The sequence below is a fragment of the Rivularia sp. UHCC 0363 genome (assembly GCF_034931125.1).
Lineage (GTDB): Bacteria > Cyanobacteriota > Cyanobacteriia > Cyanobacteriales > Nostocaceae > Rivularia.
The window spans coordinates 106985-124766 of the sequence record NZ_JAYGHM010000014.1 but is presented as its reverse complement, the minus strand read 5'-3'; the positions used below and the strand labels follow the sequence as shown (position 1 = coordinate 124766).

General features: G+C 36.0%; 8 protein-coding genes. 2 read left to right on the top strand and 6 right to left on the bottom strand.

The features are described from left to right. Positions 1 to 251 precede the first annotated feature (251 nt). Together VB797_RS10640 and VB797_RS10635 are read left to right on the top strand one after the other, a co-directional pair. Positions 252 to 1736 carry a hypothetical protein gene (locus VB797_RS10640; RefSeq protein WP_323237645.1) on the top strand — a complete coding sequence of 495 codons (1485 nt, stop codon included), beginning with the start codon at positions 252 to 254 and terminating at the stop codon, positions 1734 to 1736. A 62-nt stretch (positions 1737 to 1798) separates the two neighbouring features. Then, positions 1799 to 2911 carry a DUF1822 family protein gene (locus tag VB797_RS10635; protein ID WP_323237644.1) on the top strand — a complete coding sequence of 371 codons (1113 nt, stop codon included), beginning with the start codon at positions 1799 to 1801 and terminating at the stop codon, positions 2909 to 2911. Positions 2912 to 3207: 296 nt separating this feature from the next. Here the strand turns inward: VB797_RS10635 and VB797_RS10630 are convergent, their stop codons facing one another. The 6 genes from VB797_RS10630 to VB797_RS10605 form a co-directional block, all read right to left on the bottom strand. Continuing rightward, on the bottom strand, positions 3208 to 6915 hold the full coding sequence (locus tag VB797_RS10630; RefSeq protein WP_323237643.1) for a DUF6079 family protein: 3708 nt from the start codon (positions 6913 to 6915) through the stop codon (positions 3208 to 3210). 178 nt (positions 6916 to 7093) lie between these two features. Continuing rightward, positions 7094 to 8770: a type IV pilin-like G/H family protein gene (locus VB797_RS10625; RefSeq protein ID WP_323237642.1), complete on the bottom strand. Its 1677-nt coding sequence runs from the start codon at positions 8768 to 8770 to the stop codon at positions 7094 to 7096. A 161-nt stretch (positions 8771 to 8931) separates the two neighbouring features. After that, complete coding sequence (gene brxF / locus VB797_RS10620; protein WP_323237641.1) at positions 8932 to 12639, bottom strand: BREX-3 system P-loop-containing protein BrxF; 3708 nt, start codon at positions 12637 to 12639, stop codon at positions 8932 to 8934. After that, the gene (locus tag VB797_RS10615) at positions 12636 to 13139 is read right to left on the bottom strand and encodes a PD-(D/E)XK nuclease family protein (RefSeq protein WP_323237640.1); all 504 of its coding nucleotides are present in this window, start codon (positions 13137 to 13139) and stop codon (positions 12636 to 12638) included. The genes brxF and VB797_RS10615 overlap by 4 nt, the downstream gene beginning before the upstream one ends. A gap of 96 nt (positions 13140 to 13235) precedes the next feature. Further along, the gene (locus tag VB797_RS10610; protein ID WP_323237639.1) at positions 13236 to 15380 is read right to left on the bottom strand and encodes a hypothetical protein; all 2145 of its coding nucleotides are present in this window, start codon (positions 15378 to 15380) and stop codon (positions 13236 to 13238) included. Between the two features lie 2 nt (positions 15381 to 15382). Continuing rightward, positions 15383 to 17761 (bottom strand): hypothetical protein, encoded by a 2379-nt coding sequence (locus VB797_RS10605; protein ID WP_323237638.1) that lies wholly within the window; start codon positions 17759 to 17761, stop codon positions 15383 to 15385. Positions 17762 to 17782 lie beyond the last annotated feature (21 nt).

Below are 17782 nucleotides of genomic sequence, written 5' to 3'. Positions count from 1 at the left end.
TACTAGTGTAATATCTGGTGTTTTTTTGGCTGTATGTGATGCAGGAGATACGGAGTTTTGTTGAGCAAGAGACTTTTAGGCTGTGTGAGCAAGCTTTAATCTTCCCTTCCGCATTCTCCAAAAGTGCATATATTTCCAAAACTAACCCTATATATATAAAGGTAGCTCCAAAAAGATTAATTAAAAAATCGTCTCTGGTGCTAAAGCTTCGCTGTTAATGTCATGTTTTCAAGAGACTTGAGGTAGTTTAAATGACTATGGTATCACCAATCAAATATTGGCAAATGCAGATACTTCCTATAGGGGAAGATGTCCAACTAAAACACCGCAGGGAAATCTCTAGAGCTAAGGAATTTTTTAAAATACAATTCCCTCACTTAAATAGTAATTGCACACTACCGACAGAAGAAAATAAGCAAATTCAAACAGTTTTGTGGGAAATTTTTCGTTCAGTTGACAACATTTACCGAAGCGCGATCGCGGGACTTTGTTTACGCTGCTATGTCTCACACAGAATTCTCATCACCTGCAAAACCATCCCTCACATCTACAACGTCAGTACAGAAGACCTTTTCAGGTACACCGATTTGCTTCCCTTCGTTTTAAACGACGATGGTAAAACACTGGTGATTGTAAATAGTGAAAGTAGAACTCAGTATATCTTGAACCATCATGATGGTACAACTAGCGCGATCGCTAAAGGTGGAGAATTTTTTAGCGTTGATATTTTACGGAGATTCAATCCCAATTTAGGTTCTAACGAAAGCTTAGATAATTGGACTAACAGACTCACCCGCCAAAATGAAGAAATCAAGTCATTTTTATGGGAGTTTGGGTTAGCAACTCCCAGTGATTGGGGATTACTATGTAAATCTATACCCCGTTCTCTGTGTGGTTTTCTTTTAACAGGAGACTATGAAATTGTAAAAGCTTTTCAAACAGTTTACCGACGAGATAGACTAAAAACACGCCAGAAAGGACGCTGTTTGGAACCAGCACCAAGCCAACTGCAAGAGATGTTGCATTTGTTGCAACAAGAAAGTATTACTTTTTCTCCACTAGAATTAATTTATCACCTTAAACGTATTGCAGAAATATTGCGTCAAGACTGGCTTTATAGAAAAAGTGGTTATATTAAAACTGTATCCACAGAAGTATATAATAATCCAACTCATGATTATTTTGACAACCCAAATTTACCTTATCATATAGACAGTGACCCGGAGGATCTGGAATTAGAAAAACTCCAAGAAATCTGTGCAAATTTGTTTGAACAGGTGTTACATCAAACAATTGCGGAGGTAATTCAAGAGCGCATTGAATATTTGCAAAAAAGTAGAGGTTACAAAAACTTTGCTCAACGATTCCCAGAAGGCTTACGACTATATTACCAAGAGAATATATCATTAGGTGAAATTGCTAAACTTTGGGAAATCGAATGGAGTAAAGCCAGACGAATTTTTAAACTAGAAGACTTTTTGGAAATTGTTCAGTATCGAAGCGAAGAGATTTTTCTAGATAAGCTTTTACAATCAATTAATAAATATCAGTTAACTAGAATTTCTTATGAACCTGATTATCTAAAAAATATCGCTGCTGAAATTAGAGAATTTGCCTATAAAAAAACATTCAAAGAAGCAAAAGCAGAATTAGTAACTAGTAAGAAGCAGATGAAAAACAGCTTATTTGCTCAAATAATCCGCATCTACCTTAGTAATTCACACCAGGTAGCCTAAATTAAGAATCTGCTATCAAATATACATCGCTATTTTATAAAAAACTTAATCGGAGAGAAAATATGAGTAACTCATCCATTTATTTAATTGATGCACCAAAAATGAGAAGAAAATTGTCACCAAAAGTTGTTTGGCTAGAACCAGAACATTTGCATGAAGCGCGAGTAATCAGTGAGAATAATTTACGTAAATTAGGCGAGATAAATGAATGGAAAATATATTTAAATGCATTAGCATTACTTGGTTTTGAAAAGTATCTGAAAGAACGAAATCCAAATATCAAAATTAAACCATACAACAGTGCTAATGCAATTGATGGTGTTTGTTATCTCAGTGTAGGTGAATTTCGTCTTTGCTTAATTATCGTAGATAACCTGATTGATGATTTTGTCACCTTACCAGCAAAACTCATCACCTCAGCCAAAATGGCTGCTCATTTCTATGTCTTAGTAGAAGTATTAGAAGAGGAAGAACAATTAAATATTCACGGCTTTCTGCGTTACGATGAACTATTTAAGTATTCTCAAATACTAGACTTTAAATCTCAGTCAGAAGATAGTTATAATTTCCCTTTGCCTTTATTTGACACAGAGTTAAATAACCTCTTGCTGTACATTCGTTTTCTGGAACCATCTGCGATTAAATTACCCGTTGCAGTAACAACTAATAGCACAGTAATAGAAACTGTAATTCAAGTAAAAAATCAAGCAGATAAAGCATTAATCAATCTCGGTAAATGGTGGGATGGAATATTTGAAGAAGGTTGGCAATCTACAGCATCTGTTGGAAGTATAATTTCAAATAACTGGGCTTGGGGTTCTGTTAGAAGTCAGAAGGAGTCAAATAATTTTTTTATTTCACAGACTAAATTATTTAATTTTGGACTACTGCTGCAAAATAAATTTTTAGCTTTAATTGTCAGTCTTAAAAAAGAAGAAAACGAAGAACAAGGTGTGCTTGTACGAGTTCTTCCTCATCAAGAAGAACATTTACCATCTGGCTTGAAATTGAAAATTACTCTTAACTATAATACTGCTGATTCCATCAGTCAGGAAGTCAGTGCAAGACAAACTGATAATCTAATTCAATTAGAATTTAGTGAAGCACCAAATAAACAATTCAAGGTTGAAGTCAGCTATCAAGATGCTGTAGTCACTGAGGAATTTATTTTGTAAAACAAACTCTGTTTTCTCAGACTGCACAAATATCTAAGTACTTGTGCAAAATAAATTAAACATTTCGTTGGGGGGAGGGAAAAGGGAAGAGTCACAGATTAGGGTGTTGATTTTGTTCTAATTTAGGTAGAAATCGCTCATGACATTGCTGTGTTTAGTTGTAAAGCTCAAAACCCTTATCTTACAAGCTTTTTAGCCTAGCACCACAAGACACAAAAACTGCATGAACTTTTTTTTCAGGCTTTTCCACAAAGTAAACACCCTAGTCACACACCCTACAAGAAAACTGATGAAATTTACTCAATAATTATTCTGACTTTACTTGTATCTTTACCTTTGGTAAGTTCGCTCAAATAATCATCGAAACGCTTCTTCATTTCTTCTACCGTACAAGGAGAACCACCTGCAAGTAAGATTTTTTGTAAATCTTGGGTTTTTACTATCACTTTCGCTAACCCAGAAAGCACTTCCCTAACTGCACTAATAAATTCATTTGTCAACGGGTTTGGTAAATTTTGAGACGCTAAAAAATCATCTACCAATTTTCTTTGTTTAGCTTTAAGTAAATTCAAATTTTCCTGGGTTGTGGGGTCTTCTAAATTATAAATTAGCGTCTGAATCCATTCTTCTAAAAGTTGATTTAACTGCATTTCTAACTCAACTAATATATCGCTAGCTGGTTTATCTCTAACTTCACTCGCTGGTTTAAAATGACAGTGAGGACATATGGGATTTACTTGTAAATCTTGTTCGGTAAGTTTGGTACAGGTTTTCAGATTTGCTATATTATTTTGCCATTCTTGCAGTTGACTGGCTGGCATTAAATCTATTGTCGCCAATTTTTGGAGGTTTTTAGCTTTGCTATCTTGGGTTATTTGAGTTTTTGTATCATTCTCTGTTACTCCTAACCTAGCGCTAGTATGTAAAACCATGTAAGTTTGAATATAGCTTTGTTTGAGTTGCGTCAGTTTTTGCAAAGTTAATGAGCGAAAAGTTGCTGTAGTGCGTTTTTTTGGATTTAAAATATCACTAAGAATTTCTTGCTGTACCTTTCGCATCTGTTCCAACCAAGGATTATCTACAGATAATACTGCTTCTGCTGTGGTGAGGTAAGATGCAATATTCCCCAAGCTGGTAACTAATTCTTGAAGTGCGGTAATTTCTGCTAAGGTTTGCAAACCGCTACGGTGTGAAGTAACTTCTTGTTCTTGATAGCGGAAATTCTTTAATTTACCAGGAGTAGTAAATGCTTGTAATGATTCTAAAAACTTTTTAGTATTATCTAAACTGGAACGATATTCATCTTGCAATGCATCGGTTAAAAGATTTTTTCCCCAAAAACTTAAACTTTGTAGATTTTGTCTTGCTACCACCAAATCATTTACTGTGGTGGTGACAGCTTTTTGTAATTCTCTTACAGATTCATCTTTACCTTGGGTTACTAACTGAGCCATTCCCGGTGTTAGTCCGAGTAATTCAAATAATGCCTTAAGTGCGGGTAAATTCCAATCTTTTGGTTGCTCAAGGTGTTTAAAATTAATTAGGTCTTCAACTGATGTATTTACCAAAGCATCCAAATTATTCGCATTAAACTTATTACCCGGAATCGCTAAAACTATATCACCGTTATAAACCAAACTTGCCAGCAATACTATAATTAATTCAGGTTCAAGTCTATATTGATTGGGAGCCATATATTCCACACCCAATACATTTTGAATAATTTCTCCCCGGTTGAGAACTTGACCGGAACCTTTTTGATTTAATAATGACAAAATATAGTTAGCATATTTAGAATTGCGAACATCTAACTTATCCCCTTCAAGTAGTTCCAAAGCATCTAACACAGCTACAGCTTGCTGGGTTTTATTAACACCTCGAAGAAAACGTAATGCATCCCTTGCAGCTTGATTTATATTCTTACTTGTAATCAAGATATTAAAAGTAGGATATTCTGGTGCAAGGTCGGTAAAATGAGGGTTCAAACAGCTATAAGCAACGGTATTGAGCATATCGCGGACGTTAGCACGCGCACCAGTCGCGATTTTTGCAGCTTTAATTCGTTCCAAAAAAGGTTTCGTTTTACCTTGATAAGTAACATCAAAAGCTGTTGTCATGTTTTCTTGCAGCCAATTCACCAAATTTCGCACAAAACCTTTTGCTTTATCCTCATAAATCTTCTTTGCTTGTCCAGAAGAAGTCGAAGCTAACTCCAATGCAGCTGCATACTTTTCCAAATTCTGCCGAAAAACATCGCCAGGTTTAGTAAGTTTAAAAAACACCTCGTCAGCATTTTTTTCATTTTTATAAACTGGTGGGTCAAAAGGTGGAATAAAATATAGATAAAAATCCCTTGATGGAGTTGCTGTAGAACGTTCGTTTGGCGCACCAAAGAATAAATAACCTTTACGAGTCGCTTTTTTACTCGTCCATTCTAAGTCATGCTCCCAAATACGATACCCCGTAACATAAGTTTGGTCGGTACATTCCAATACTTGTGTCAGCGCTTGGAAATAATATCTATCTAACCCAGAAGCATCTAAACTCTCGGCTCGCTTTTCAATTAAAGCATCGAAATCATCGGTTTTCTTCAAGTCAATATAGTATTGACGATTATCGGGATTCGATGAAATAAACTGTCCGCTAACGGTTTTATGAATTTCCCGTAACACTGTTTCTACATGGGTGAGCAAATCATCCGCAGCATCTCCTCCCAAATCTGCAATCATTGGCTCATACAAACACAAACTATCCCGTAATTCATCCGGTGTCGCACCCAAAGGAGAATAAATATCTCCCACAGTTAACCGATGTATCGAAAGTGCGGCGATAATTCTTTGAGCCATCGGCTTGTAAGCAGGACGGGTAAAAGCTTGCTGGATGCGTGCTTCTAATACTCCCGAACAGTCAATTACATCGCGAATTTCCACAACCGAACGAAAAGATGTATTTTCCTTAAGAGTGTTCCAATAGCTATCGTAAGCAATTAAACCGGGAGCATCATCGGGAACATTTTTATTCAGTAATTTCCGCATTGATAACGATAGCGTTTTGAGGACTTCTCGTCTTTCAGCAATAGTTATGCGCTCGAAAGTATCGATATAATCGGGGTGAATCGGGAAAAGTCGGGTAAATTCATCGATCCGCTCGTTCATATTGCCGTAAAATTTGGCAAATGGTGTGAGATGTTCTTTAATTTTAATTAATTGGTCTGCGGTTTTCTTTAACAGACGTTCCGCAACTACATATTTTATATCTCTACGAGCAATTAAAATTTGGTCAAAACGGTCTTTTACTCGTCGAATTGCATCAGCAACAAAAGCAAAACGGGAATTATCAAATAAAGTTTCTTGCAATCCTGCAATGAAGCGAAATTTTAAATCTTTGCAGACTTCTCCAACTTCCCGTAAAAAAGTCAAATCCAGAATTAATTCTTGGTCTTTACGACTGCGGAGATAATCCAACAACTCATCCACCACAAATAGCAAACCTTTATCGGGAAACTGTTTGTGGAATAGAACCATCATATCTTGAAACACGCCCTTGTGATTGGGAATCTTATCCCGTGAAGGAAATTGAAATTCAATCCCCCACTCGGATAATGCTTCCTCTAAGGCAGAACAAACGAACTCCCGCAAGTCCATCGTTGTGGAACCCAATTCCGTGCGTATAACTTTAAACTTGCCAGCAATAGAAGCAGCACTTTCCACAACTTGAGGATTTTGGAGACTTGCGGAGAGTTCTTGGTGTTCTGCGATCGCGCTTAACACTGACATCAAGTGAGACTTACCCGTACCGTAGTTTCCCACAACCAGAATACCTTTATTATCCGCTGGCTGCTCAAACTGTAAATTGGGAAAAACCACAGAAGCTAACCTTTCCGCCATTTCTGCGGAAATTACATAAGTAGCAACCAGTTGCTGTGCTTCAGCCAACTCGCTAGCATCCTGTAACTGAATTACAGTTTCGATAGGTTCAAATTGAATTAACTCACCGTATTTCATAGCACCATCTTATATCGATTTACGCTCTTTGGAAGCCAGCTTCTGGTTGTTATAGCTTAACCATAAAAAATCACCTGTGGGATAAAGGCGATTTTTGAGGAACTTTCCTTCGGTATTTATTATATAGCTGTTTTTTATTTTACCGCTTGACATGATGATAGCGGTGTTGAGAATGTTATCAGTCTAATTTCTTAGAACCTTTTGCACATTGAATATCTTCTCCTACTAGCTGAGGATTATCAGGAGGAGTTTTGGAAGCAGAATTTGTTTCACAAATAACAGCTTTAGTTGTATCAAAGTCATACTCACTGTCTTTGACCATAAATACTGCACCCGTATAGCTTTTCATGCCATTTCCTTTAGCTGTTGCAGTTGCTATTGCTGATGAAGTATCCGCCTTGGTGATATTGTAATTGTAGTTATCTGTTTCCGAAGCAATTCCTAATTCTAATTCTGTTATGGAGTTAGAAAATCTATCTTTCTCTAATAGTATTACTTGTTGTCCTCGATTTATTGAACCGATAAGCGTTTTTGCTTCTGATTGTTTCGCTTTTGATGCTACTTCTCTATACTCTGCTTGAGCTTTTATTCCAACGAATACTTTAGGTAAAATCAACCCAATCACAACTAATCCTGCAAAGAAATATGCTTTTTTAGATTTTCTAAAATTGACTAAATCTAATAAATAATTGACATATCCCGATTTATTTATATTTTGCCTTTCATAAAAATAAACTCCAGCAAGAATTAACCCGATACCAAGCAGAATAACCAACCAACCCCACTGTAATTGAATCGAGTTTACAGTAGCATCAGCCAAACCTCTGAATGGATTACCTTGTAGTTCCGATTCCATACTCGATTTAATCTCAGATAATTTCCATTGAAAGCCGAGAAAACCGAGAATTGTGACACCCAGTGAAGCAAACCCCGTCCACCATAAGTATCTAAATTCGTGTTTCAGCACTAAAAAGATAGAAATAGCAGACAATATTAGTAAAATTACCCCATCACCGTTTCCATTATGGAAGTAGTTGAGAGTCCCAATAATAGGAGCGCTGATAATAGGGCAAAAAACTCCTATTGCTAAAAGTACCGCACCTGCAATTACTAATGCTTTGACAATTTGTAAAGATTCTATATCATTTAGGTTAATAGTTTTATCGTTAATGGTGATAGATATGTTGTTTGAATTAGACTTTGAAGAGGTTGCTATAGGTTGTGTAGAATAACTTTGCTCGGATAAATTGATTTCTTTTGACCATGCAGGAAAATCACTACTGTGTTGTTTAGCGTAAATATGGATTTTATTTATTAATGTAGATTTTAGCATGACAACTTCCCTACGGACTAAAGTTACACAAGCCTCATTGGGAATATCATCTGACTCTAACATCACATTTAAACTATCTCCTTTCAAGCTAGTTTTTACAGTAACCTTTTTGGATTTTAGAGATTGATTTAAAAGTGATGATATAGCATTAGTATCTCCAAGCTTTGCTTGCTCTTTTAAACTTTCTTGTGAAGTTTTAATTTGAGTTACTATTTCAAATTGACTACCATTTCTCATAATTAAATCCTGACTCCAAGCGGGGAAATCTTCTCCTATCTTTTTTGCAAAAATTTTTACTTTCCCAATTGATATAATCTTTAATCCAGTTAATCCTTTGCGAATAAACTCCACTAAAGCTTGTTGGTTTAGAGTTTCATCAGAGAGTAGCATAATTTGTAAGCAAGAATTATCAACAGTTGCTTTCGCGGTTATTCCTTTGGGTTGTAATTGCCGATTCATTAAAGATGCTATTGCTTGAGCATCACCCTGCTTTGCTAGCTCTAAAATATTTTGCTGTGACATCATTAGTTAAACTAAATTTTTAATAAGTATTTATAAACTTAATATTCCCTAATTGAAGAAAGAAGTAACATATTTACAATATTTCAGCCAAATTATCAACATTACCGTGTTTTCACTTGAATGAAATAATCACGTAATCAGAAATAACCGCAACTTACATTTCAATCAACTTCTAATTCCAAATTAACCACTAAGAAACCATCTATAGGATAACTTTTATATTCTGGATGCTCGCGTTCGGCATATACTAAATGCTTCTTTTCAATCTTACCCTTCCATATAGCAACTATAGTATAGTTACGTGCTAACTTCTGGAGACACCGTAAAGGGTCAAGTTGAAGCGAAGTATCAAACAATATTTCTAAATGTTCTAAAAAAATTACTTGGCTATTTGTACTTTCAATAATTTGTTTCAGCAATCTTTCCGCTTTGAGTAAACGTTGTTTTTGCGTTAACTCTAATAACAATTTACTCAATTCCAGGTTAATGTTAATATATTGACCGTCGATTGATTCAGCAACCTGTTGAAAATCGGTTTGATAATCACCTTGTAAGGGAACTATAATCAACCGATGGTATTGTTCTAATGCTTGAGTAAAATAACTACTGATTTTTGAGGAAATTAATTCATAGCCAGCTATCTTTGTATCTTGCATTTTTTTCTTTAGTAAATCACTATCTGCTTTTAGGTGATAATTATCTTCACAAATTTCAGCATAAGCGCAGTAACTACAATTTTTATCGGATGCGATGGCTGAGTAATTTTCATTTAAAATTTGCTCTACCAGTACTTCAGCTTCTTTACCAGTTTCTTCTAGTTGAGCAGTATCGAAAGTATGTAAATAATCATGACGTAAATAAGCAATATGGGCTGTTTTACTATCTGTAGATTTTGCGTAAGCCCAAAGTTGAAAACGGTGATGTTGTGGGTCTATTTCTTGGTCGGTTTTAAAGTCTAATACCCAGTTTTCTCCTAATACATCAATAATTCCATTCAAAGTTAATTTTCCAATCTTCAAATTAACTGACTTTTCTCTTTCTCCTTGTTTAAACGGTGTAAAATCTGCGACTTCATCGAATCGTTTTGCTAATTCTAAAGCTGTTTTAACATCTTCTAAAGGTAAAGTATCATTGAAACTAGATAATATATCAATATCGCGAATATCTTTTTCTAAAGCTAAATGAGTCAACGTTCCTATTTGTTTCGCAGTACTAAATCCGGTTCCGATTCCCGGATTACCTTGGATAAAGCGGTATTTGAATCGTTTGGGACATAAAGCATATTCGCTCAAAGCTGTGACGGGTAATTCAAATAATCCCGAACCTACAGAATTGATAAGTAATTCACTTGGAACTTTTGGTAAAGTTGGTTCTAAAAGAACTGGGGGTTTTGCTAATTCTGGGTTGAAGGGAATAATATTTATAGGAATTCCCGCATTTGTTAAACCTGGTTTTAATAACTCTAACCCACCACCATTTTCCTTATTAGCTGTCAGAATTAATTGGTCGCGAGCGCGGGTTAAAGCAACATATAATATCCGTAAAGCTTCTGCTTGTTCTTGTTGTTTCCGCAGATATTCTAAATAAACATAAAGTACGGGTTTGATTGTTTCACTTTGTTCATCTTCTAATTTCAAGGCTACACCGCAACTAGGGTCAAAATATACTACTTCGCTGTTACTGGGTTTAGCACGAGTTAAATCGGGAATCACAACCACAGACCATTCTAAACCCTTCGCTGCATGAATCGTCATTAAAGCTACAGCATTTGATGTAGATAAAGGGAGACGGGGAATTTCTATCTCTGCTGCTGCTAAATTTTTCAAGCGACGTACCACTGCAAACACATCGCTGTTACCATGTTCTAACTGACGTACAAAATCGAAAAAACCTCGCCAATCGGCTTCTCGTCGTGCTGCTCCTGGTAAATTAGTAATTACCGCAGTGTAACCAGTAAGATGGTCTGCAAGTTGTAAAAGTCGAGTTGGTGATTCTAAATTTCTTTGGTTTAATAATTCACTTAATACTTGAACCGGACGCTGTAGTTCGGGAATATCTGATTTTTTTAACTGTTTCCACCAGTCGATTTTGGATTCTTCTGATTGATTTTGAATAAAGGTAAAAAGTACTTTATCGCTAATCGCAAAAAATGGACTGCGTAATACTGCTATCAAGGCTAAACTATCGCTGGTATCGGCTAAAAACTGCAACAAAGCCCAAGCATCTTTAGCTTCTCGCGTACTTAATAGATTACCACCACCACGATTAGCAACCGGAATTCCTAAACTTTCTAAAGCTTCACCGTAAACTTCTAAAGGCTCCCAAGTGCGGGATAAAATAGCAATATCTCCCGCAACTAAGGGACGCAACTTACTAGTCTTTTTGTCATGAATAATGGTTTGATTATCCAGCATTTCTTTAACTAATTTTGCAATATGTGCAGCTTCAGCCCGTAATGTTTGAGCTTTGAGAATTTTTGATTCTGCTTCAATGGCAAATACTCTAACTGCTGGATAATTATGCGGAGATTCTACACGATGAGCATCTAAATTTTGATGTAAATTTCCTAATAATGGTGTAAATATATGATTGATATTGTCAACTAAAGATTTATGAGTACGGAAACTGGTACTCAATATTTCTTGTGTTCCACCATTATTTTGAATTTCATCGCACCAACTGAGAAATATGTCTACATCTGCACGACGAAAGCCATAAATTGATTGTTTCGCGTCACCAACTATTGTTAATAAATTATTTTGGGTTAATTGTTTTAATATTTCCGATTGTACTGGGTTTGTATCTTGAAATTCATCGATTAAAAATGCTTTCCAACGTTGAGCATAATAAAATTGTACTTGATTATCTTGTAAAGCTCGTAAAGCACAAACTTCTAAATCGGAAAAATCTAAAAAACGTTCTTTACGCTTGACTCGATTAATATATTCTCGTACCAAATTAAAAGCTTCCCGAAGTGAGGGTAACATAGCTTTTAATTTCTCATCAGCAATACCAATTTCTAAAGTAATTAAACCAGCATTAAGAAAATTTTCTACCAAACTTCGTAATTCTTTGATGCTTTCCTTAACAGCTTCTAAACCTCCTTCAACCCAATTATTTTTACTACCAACATTTATTTTTAATCCATTAATAATTGATAATTCTTCCCTGGGATTTCCTCCCATTTCTAAATTATTAATGGCTTGCAATGCTGGTAAACGAGTTTGTATTTCTAATTTATCGTTTGCTTTACCGGAATAACTTTCTAAGGTATCCCTTGCATTTTTCCAAACTGGATTTTGCAACAACTCATTCAATGCTTGCTGTTGTAAATCTTGTGCTAATTGTTGCCAACTATCGGTATTTTGAGTGAAAGCTTTTTCCGCGCTAATAGGGTCAGAAAGTAGTATTTGCAAGCCTTGAGACATTAACGAATAAGGAACCCGATCGTAAAGTTGTATCGGCAAAGTATCCAATGCTTCATCCAACCACTGCTGAGTTTTAAGCGAACCTTCCAACTTATCCAAAACGGTAAAATCAGCAGGTACACCAGCAACTTCCGGATGCTCCTGACAAATCCGCATCGCTAAAGCATCGATAGTACTAATTTGAGCCGCTTCTAATTCTGCTATTAAATCAGTACGATTGGGGAACCGTTGAGAAACCGAACTACGAATTCGCGATCGCAATTCAAAAGCCGCTTTTTTGGTAAAGGTAACTGCAACTATTTCTAAAGGTGAAAAATCTGCTTGCAAATGGTGAAGATAGCGTTCTGCAAGCATATAGGTTTTACCAGTTCCCGCTCCTGCAATTACAGCGACACTACCACAAGCATAAGCTGCTGCTTGCTGTTGTAAAGTTAAACTCATACTGCACCCCCCTTACGACTTTGACGAGAACCCTTGCGACAAACTAAATCGTAAGCACAATAATTACAGGCTTTTTGATCGACATCTGGTTCTACTGGATAATATCCTTGTTCTAGGTGATTTTTAATTTTTTCCGCAGCAGCTTGGAGAGTTTCTGCACTGGGCTGTTTTTTGCTAATCTTCTTACCTTTAGTCACCGAATAATAATAAGCATCGCTAACAGTTTCCCCAGGAAATAAAGTACCCGCAACATCCATATATAAAGGCATTTGAATATCTATATTAGCTTTCCCCGCTTCATCTTTAATTCCTGGTGCCACTGAAGAACCACTTTTATAATCTAATAAAACTAAACCTTCTGGCGTGCGGTCAATTCTATCAATTCTTCCAGTTACTTTTAAACCATGCCATTCCCCAGTGAATTCGGTTTCTAACTGTATAATTTCCGCTCCTTGTTGACAAAAATCCGGTTGATTGCAAGCACGATTTAAAACTTTCAAATGTTCGCGCGATGTAATTGGTTTAGAAATATTCGGAATATATAAATGCTCTGAAAGAAAAAAAATAACACCTCAATTTTTTAATAGACTAATGGACTATTGACAGCGATCGCAATTTTTACCTTCACTAGAAGCGGATTGACTGCATACTCCACAATGGGGACAGATAAAAGCATTATGGTTATCTTTCATCCAGCAAGGAACGCTAAGAACATCTCTACCAAAAGTTCTTTCTACCCAACCGGGTTGACGATTGTCTCCTTCTACCTTTGTTGTCAGAATATAAGCATACTTCTTGGCACAACTTCCACAGGAACGAGTACCCCAGGTAATATCGCACTTACTACATCCACAACTGAAACATTGACTATTTAAAACTGTGAAACTATCTTTTAAATTACGACAAACTGGGCATATTTGTAACGGTTTGATACATTCACCAGCCTGAGATGGTAAATGTTTTATTTTTTCTAGCTTTTGGACTTCCCCTTTTTGTTTTGAAGCACGAGATTTTAATTGATTAATTAAGTTATTAATATTTGTGTTAAAAAGCTGTTCTTCTTCTAGTGAAGGTGAACGCAAAACTCGAATTTGATTGGATTTACTTTCTTTATTTATCCAATCTGTATTTTGCAGTAAATTATCTGGAATATTAATTGCAATAGTAGGTGGATATGATTGATAACGTTGACCGTTCAACCACCAATGAATAGCACGAGCTAATCTTTCAAGGCTAATAATATCAAGCGGGCTGACTGGTAAAATTGACATAGCAATTTCTTGAGGAAGCTTATCATTACCAAGGGTATTTATCTTTCGTTGAATCTGTAGTGGAAGTTTTTTTCTCTCTTCTTCTGTTCCGGGATAAAGAATAATAGTTTGATATTGGGTAATATTTTTAAGGCTATTAGAAAAGGTTTCAATTATAGATAAAATTGTCTCAGAATTATCGGTAGCAGTAAGGTTTGCCAATATTGGTACTAAACGCAAATATTTAATTGCATCTGATTTGAGCAAAAAGGAACCATCTTCAAGCCAAGTTAAGTATATGTTACCTAATGCTCCTTGAAATAGGATATCTTTATTATTGCGTGTAGGAATTTGATTATCAACAGCTTCAAAACCGAACCCCTTATTATTCCCATCTCCTGTTAAAGCCAGTCCGATTAAAAGGAGGCAAAAGGATTCAAATCCGTGTAAAAGCTTTTGATTTTCCTCAAAGACTTGACGAGAGTTTTTGATTTGTCCGCTATTTATTCGACTCCATTCTCTCCATAACAAATCAACATACCGATAATGCTGGTCATTAACTAAGATATTAGTCCTTTTGAGAGTATTTGCTACCACCGTGCGTTGCGGAATCGCTTTGTACAAATCGCTTCCCATCAAACCTTGTAATTTATACCGTAGCTGCAATAATTTTTGTAATGTTGCTTGTGCTTTTTTTAATTCTGTTGCACCATCACAATAATTTCCCCAAAGCGTGTAAATACGTTGTTTATTTCTCCAATGAATATCGCTAGTTGTACCAGATAAATATTCAGCGTCCTCAAATTGTTGTTGCAGAGCTTTTACTTGTTGAATACGCTGGCGTATATATATTAATAAGTTATCTACAAGTTTGACAGTAACTTTGTTTTCGTAAATGTCTAATAACTCTTCTTTGATCATACAAAGAATTCGTTTGGGAACAACAGAGCAAAAAGTTCGCCTTTCCCAATCTTCTGTGTGGGAAGATAGAAATTCAGCAGCATGAGGAGAAATTCTTTGAGCGCGAGAAACTGGTAATCTCTCGGTTTCCATCTTCAAGTAGCTTCGAGGACGACGACAAACTTCTTCAATATGTCCCAAATGCTTTTTTGTTGTTATTTCTAACGATTGTATATTAATTTTTTCTTGTATTTCTGGTACTAATGGCGGTAGTTTTACTAAATCATTCCAACTGGCTGAGTTAGATATTAATTGTTGTAGCTCAGAATCAAAAAATTGTAAGCTTTCAAATAGTATATCTGAAGGATATTGCCATTTAGAAAATTTTATTTCAACAGTTTTACCGTCATCAGAACGTATTGAGCAACGATTGCTTAAGTCAGGAAAAATATATTCTCTAGAATGTATCTTTAGTTCGCAAGTATTAAGAAATACTCTTTCTGAATCGGTAATAACTTGCCATTGACCTAAAATAATTTTTTCGGGGAGTTGCTTCGTAGTTTGTCCCGTAAAACGATTATAAAACAACATAATTAATATTCCTCTCCTGGCTCAAGTCTGCGTAGCTCTGCGTCAATAATTGCTAGCGATTGGTCTGGTTGTGTGTCTAAATCAAACCATTCTTTCAATAAATCATCCTTGAGCTTTCTTAAATCGCTTGACGGGATATCGTGGCGATCGCGAATTTTTCGTAATATTTTAGTGGCTAATATCTGATCGCAAGCTTCACCTTGGGTTCCTCCAGATGCAATGACTACGGGGACAAAATCTTTAATTTGTCGTTCCAATCGATTCCCCCAACCTACTTTAAATCGGCGTTCGAGAAAGTCTGCGAAGGTATCGTTCAAAAATTGATAAACTTGAGATGCTTCAGTTGCATACTTTGTTTGTGCGCGATTGAAGGACTTTATTAAGGCTTGATGGGAGATGGGATTTCTCGCTTCTAATTGTTCTGGTAGATTAAAACTTTGATCGTGACGACGCTGTAACTCCATGATATGGGAACGGTCGTAAGTTTTATCGGCAAATTCCAAAGTTGTTTCATCTTGGTTTGCAGTTCCGACAAACCAAACATTGGGGGGAATCGCAAGTCTGTTTTGATTTTGAAATAACTGGGGAGATCGTTTGTCTAAATCTGTTGTTAAACCAATTGTCGGAGAATCTTGTTCGACTTTGGAAAGAAAGTCAGCAAAGTATTGTTCGGGTCGCGAAAGGTTCATTTCGTCTAGTATGATGATATAAATCCGTTCGCGATTGCTTGGACATTGGGCTTCATACAGAGCTAGGAGAAAATCGGACTCGTAAAACTTTCTTTCAAAAGCATTAAAATATCCTATCAAGTCTTGGCGATCGCGCCAACCTGCTTGTACTTCCACTAACTTATAATCACCACCCGTAGCACGAGCGAAAGCAACGGGTAAGCTGGTTTTTCCCGTACCGCTAATACCTTGAAGGATATGTAACTGACTCATTGCTAAACCAGCCAGAAAAGCTCTAATATCTCGTTTGGAGTAATAAAGTCGCTTTTGAGTATTGTTATCGAGCATTGTAGGAGATAATGCAATACGCGATCGCAAATCTTCAGCAAATTCTTCTAAGTCAGGAATATGCTCGTGAAGCGGAATTTCTCTTTGTAATCTTGCATCAGCATCCATCCTAAAGCATTCAGGGAAAGGACTTTTATTTTTAGAATCAGATACAGCTTGATCTACTTCTGCTTTTAACTCTTCTAAAGCTGCTTTGAGACGAGTATTCCTTGCGTCTAATGCTTCTTTTTCATCTCGTATAGTCTCCAATTCCGTGACAGCAATACGGTTGGAAGTAACGCTTCTTTGAAGTTCTTGTAATCTGGTGCTGAGTTGAAAGCGTTCTGTTTCCCAAACTTCAAGTTGTGATTCTAACTCTTGTAATCTAGCAGCAGCAGTATCGCTGAGTTTTGATGCAAGTTGTTGTTCTAATACAGCTTTTTCACGTCGTAAATTTTCTAATTCTTCCAGAATCTCGTCAGGAGTTTTTTGTCCAAATCTTCTATCTGCTTCATGTCTTCTAACCAACTTAGCCTGAAACTGTTCTCTTAATTGTTGAGCAGATTTGAGACGTTCTTCAAGTACCTCAACTTTAACTTTTAACTCTTCTGTTATTACTGCTGTTTTTTGCTCAATCTTATCTGACAAAGCTTGCTTATCTTCTTTAAGTAATTCTCGCTCGGTTTCCAACTTTCTGTGTTCAAGTCGTAACTGTTTTCGCTGATTATCTATTTGCATTCGCGCTGTTTCTATTTCTTGCTCTTTTTCCGCAATTTCTTTTTCCATGAATGTACGCTTTTGAGCAATTTCAATATCTAACTTTTTTCGAGTTTCAGCAATATCTTGATACAGTTGTTCCCGTACATGACTCAATTCTTGACTTTGATTTTCAAGTTCAGCTAAAGCAGCGCGATTTTGTTTGATAAAACCTGCTTCTGCATTTAACTCACGTTCGCGAAGTTGTCTTTCTAAATTACTTAATTCTGCTGCACGTTGATTAAGCTTTTCTCTAACTTCAATTAATTGTTTATTTCTTTTATTAATTTCTTCCTTCTTTAATTCTATCTGTGTTTTATCCTCATCTAATTCTTTAATCTTTATTTCTACCTGTTCTTCTTTGACTTTAATATTTTCTATAGCTGTTTCAAAAATATTAGCCTGCTTCCAACAATCTTCTAGCTTAAAATCATTAGTCAGTGTTGAAGCGTTAGCAGATGATATTTGTTCTTCTGTTAATACTCCTTTTGCTTTTTCTGCAAAAGTATCAATCTTTTCTTGAGATGGTTTATCTCGATCGGATGCAGTTTTAGCAGAACTTGATAATACGGATGATTTGGGTTCAGAAGGTAGATTTCCCGATCTGTGGCGATTTTTTGAATTACTCATAAAAATTATAGTTAATTATAA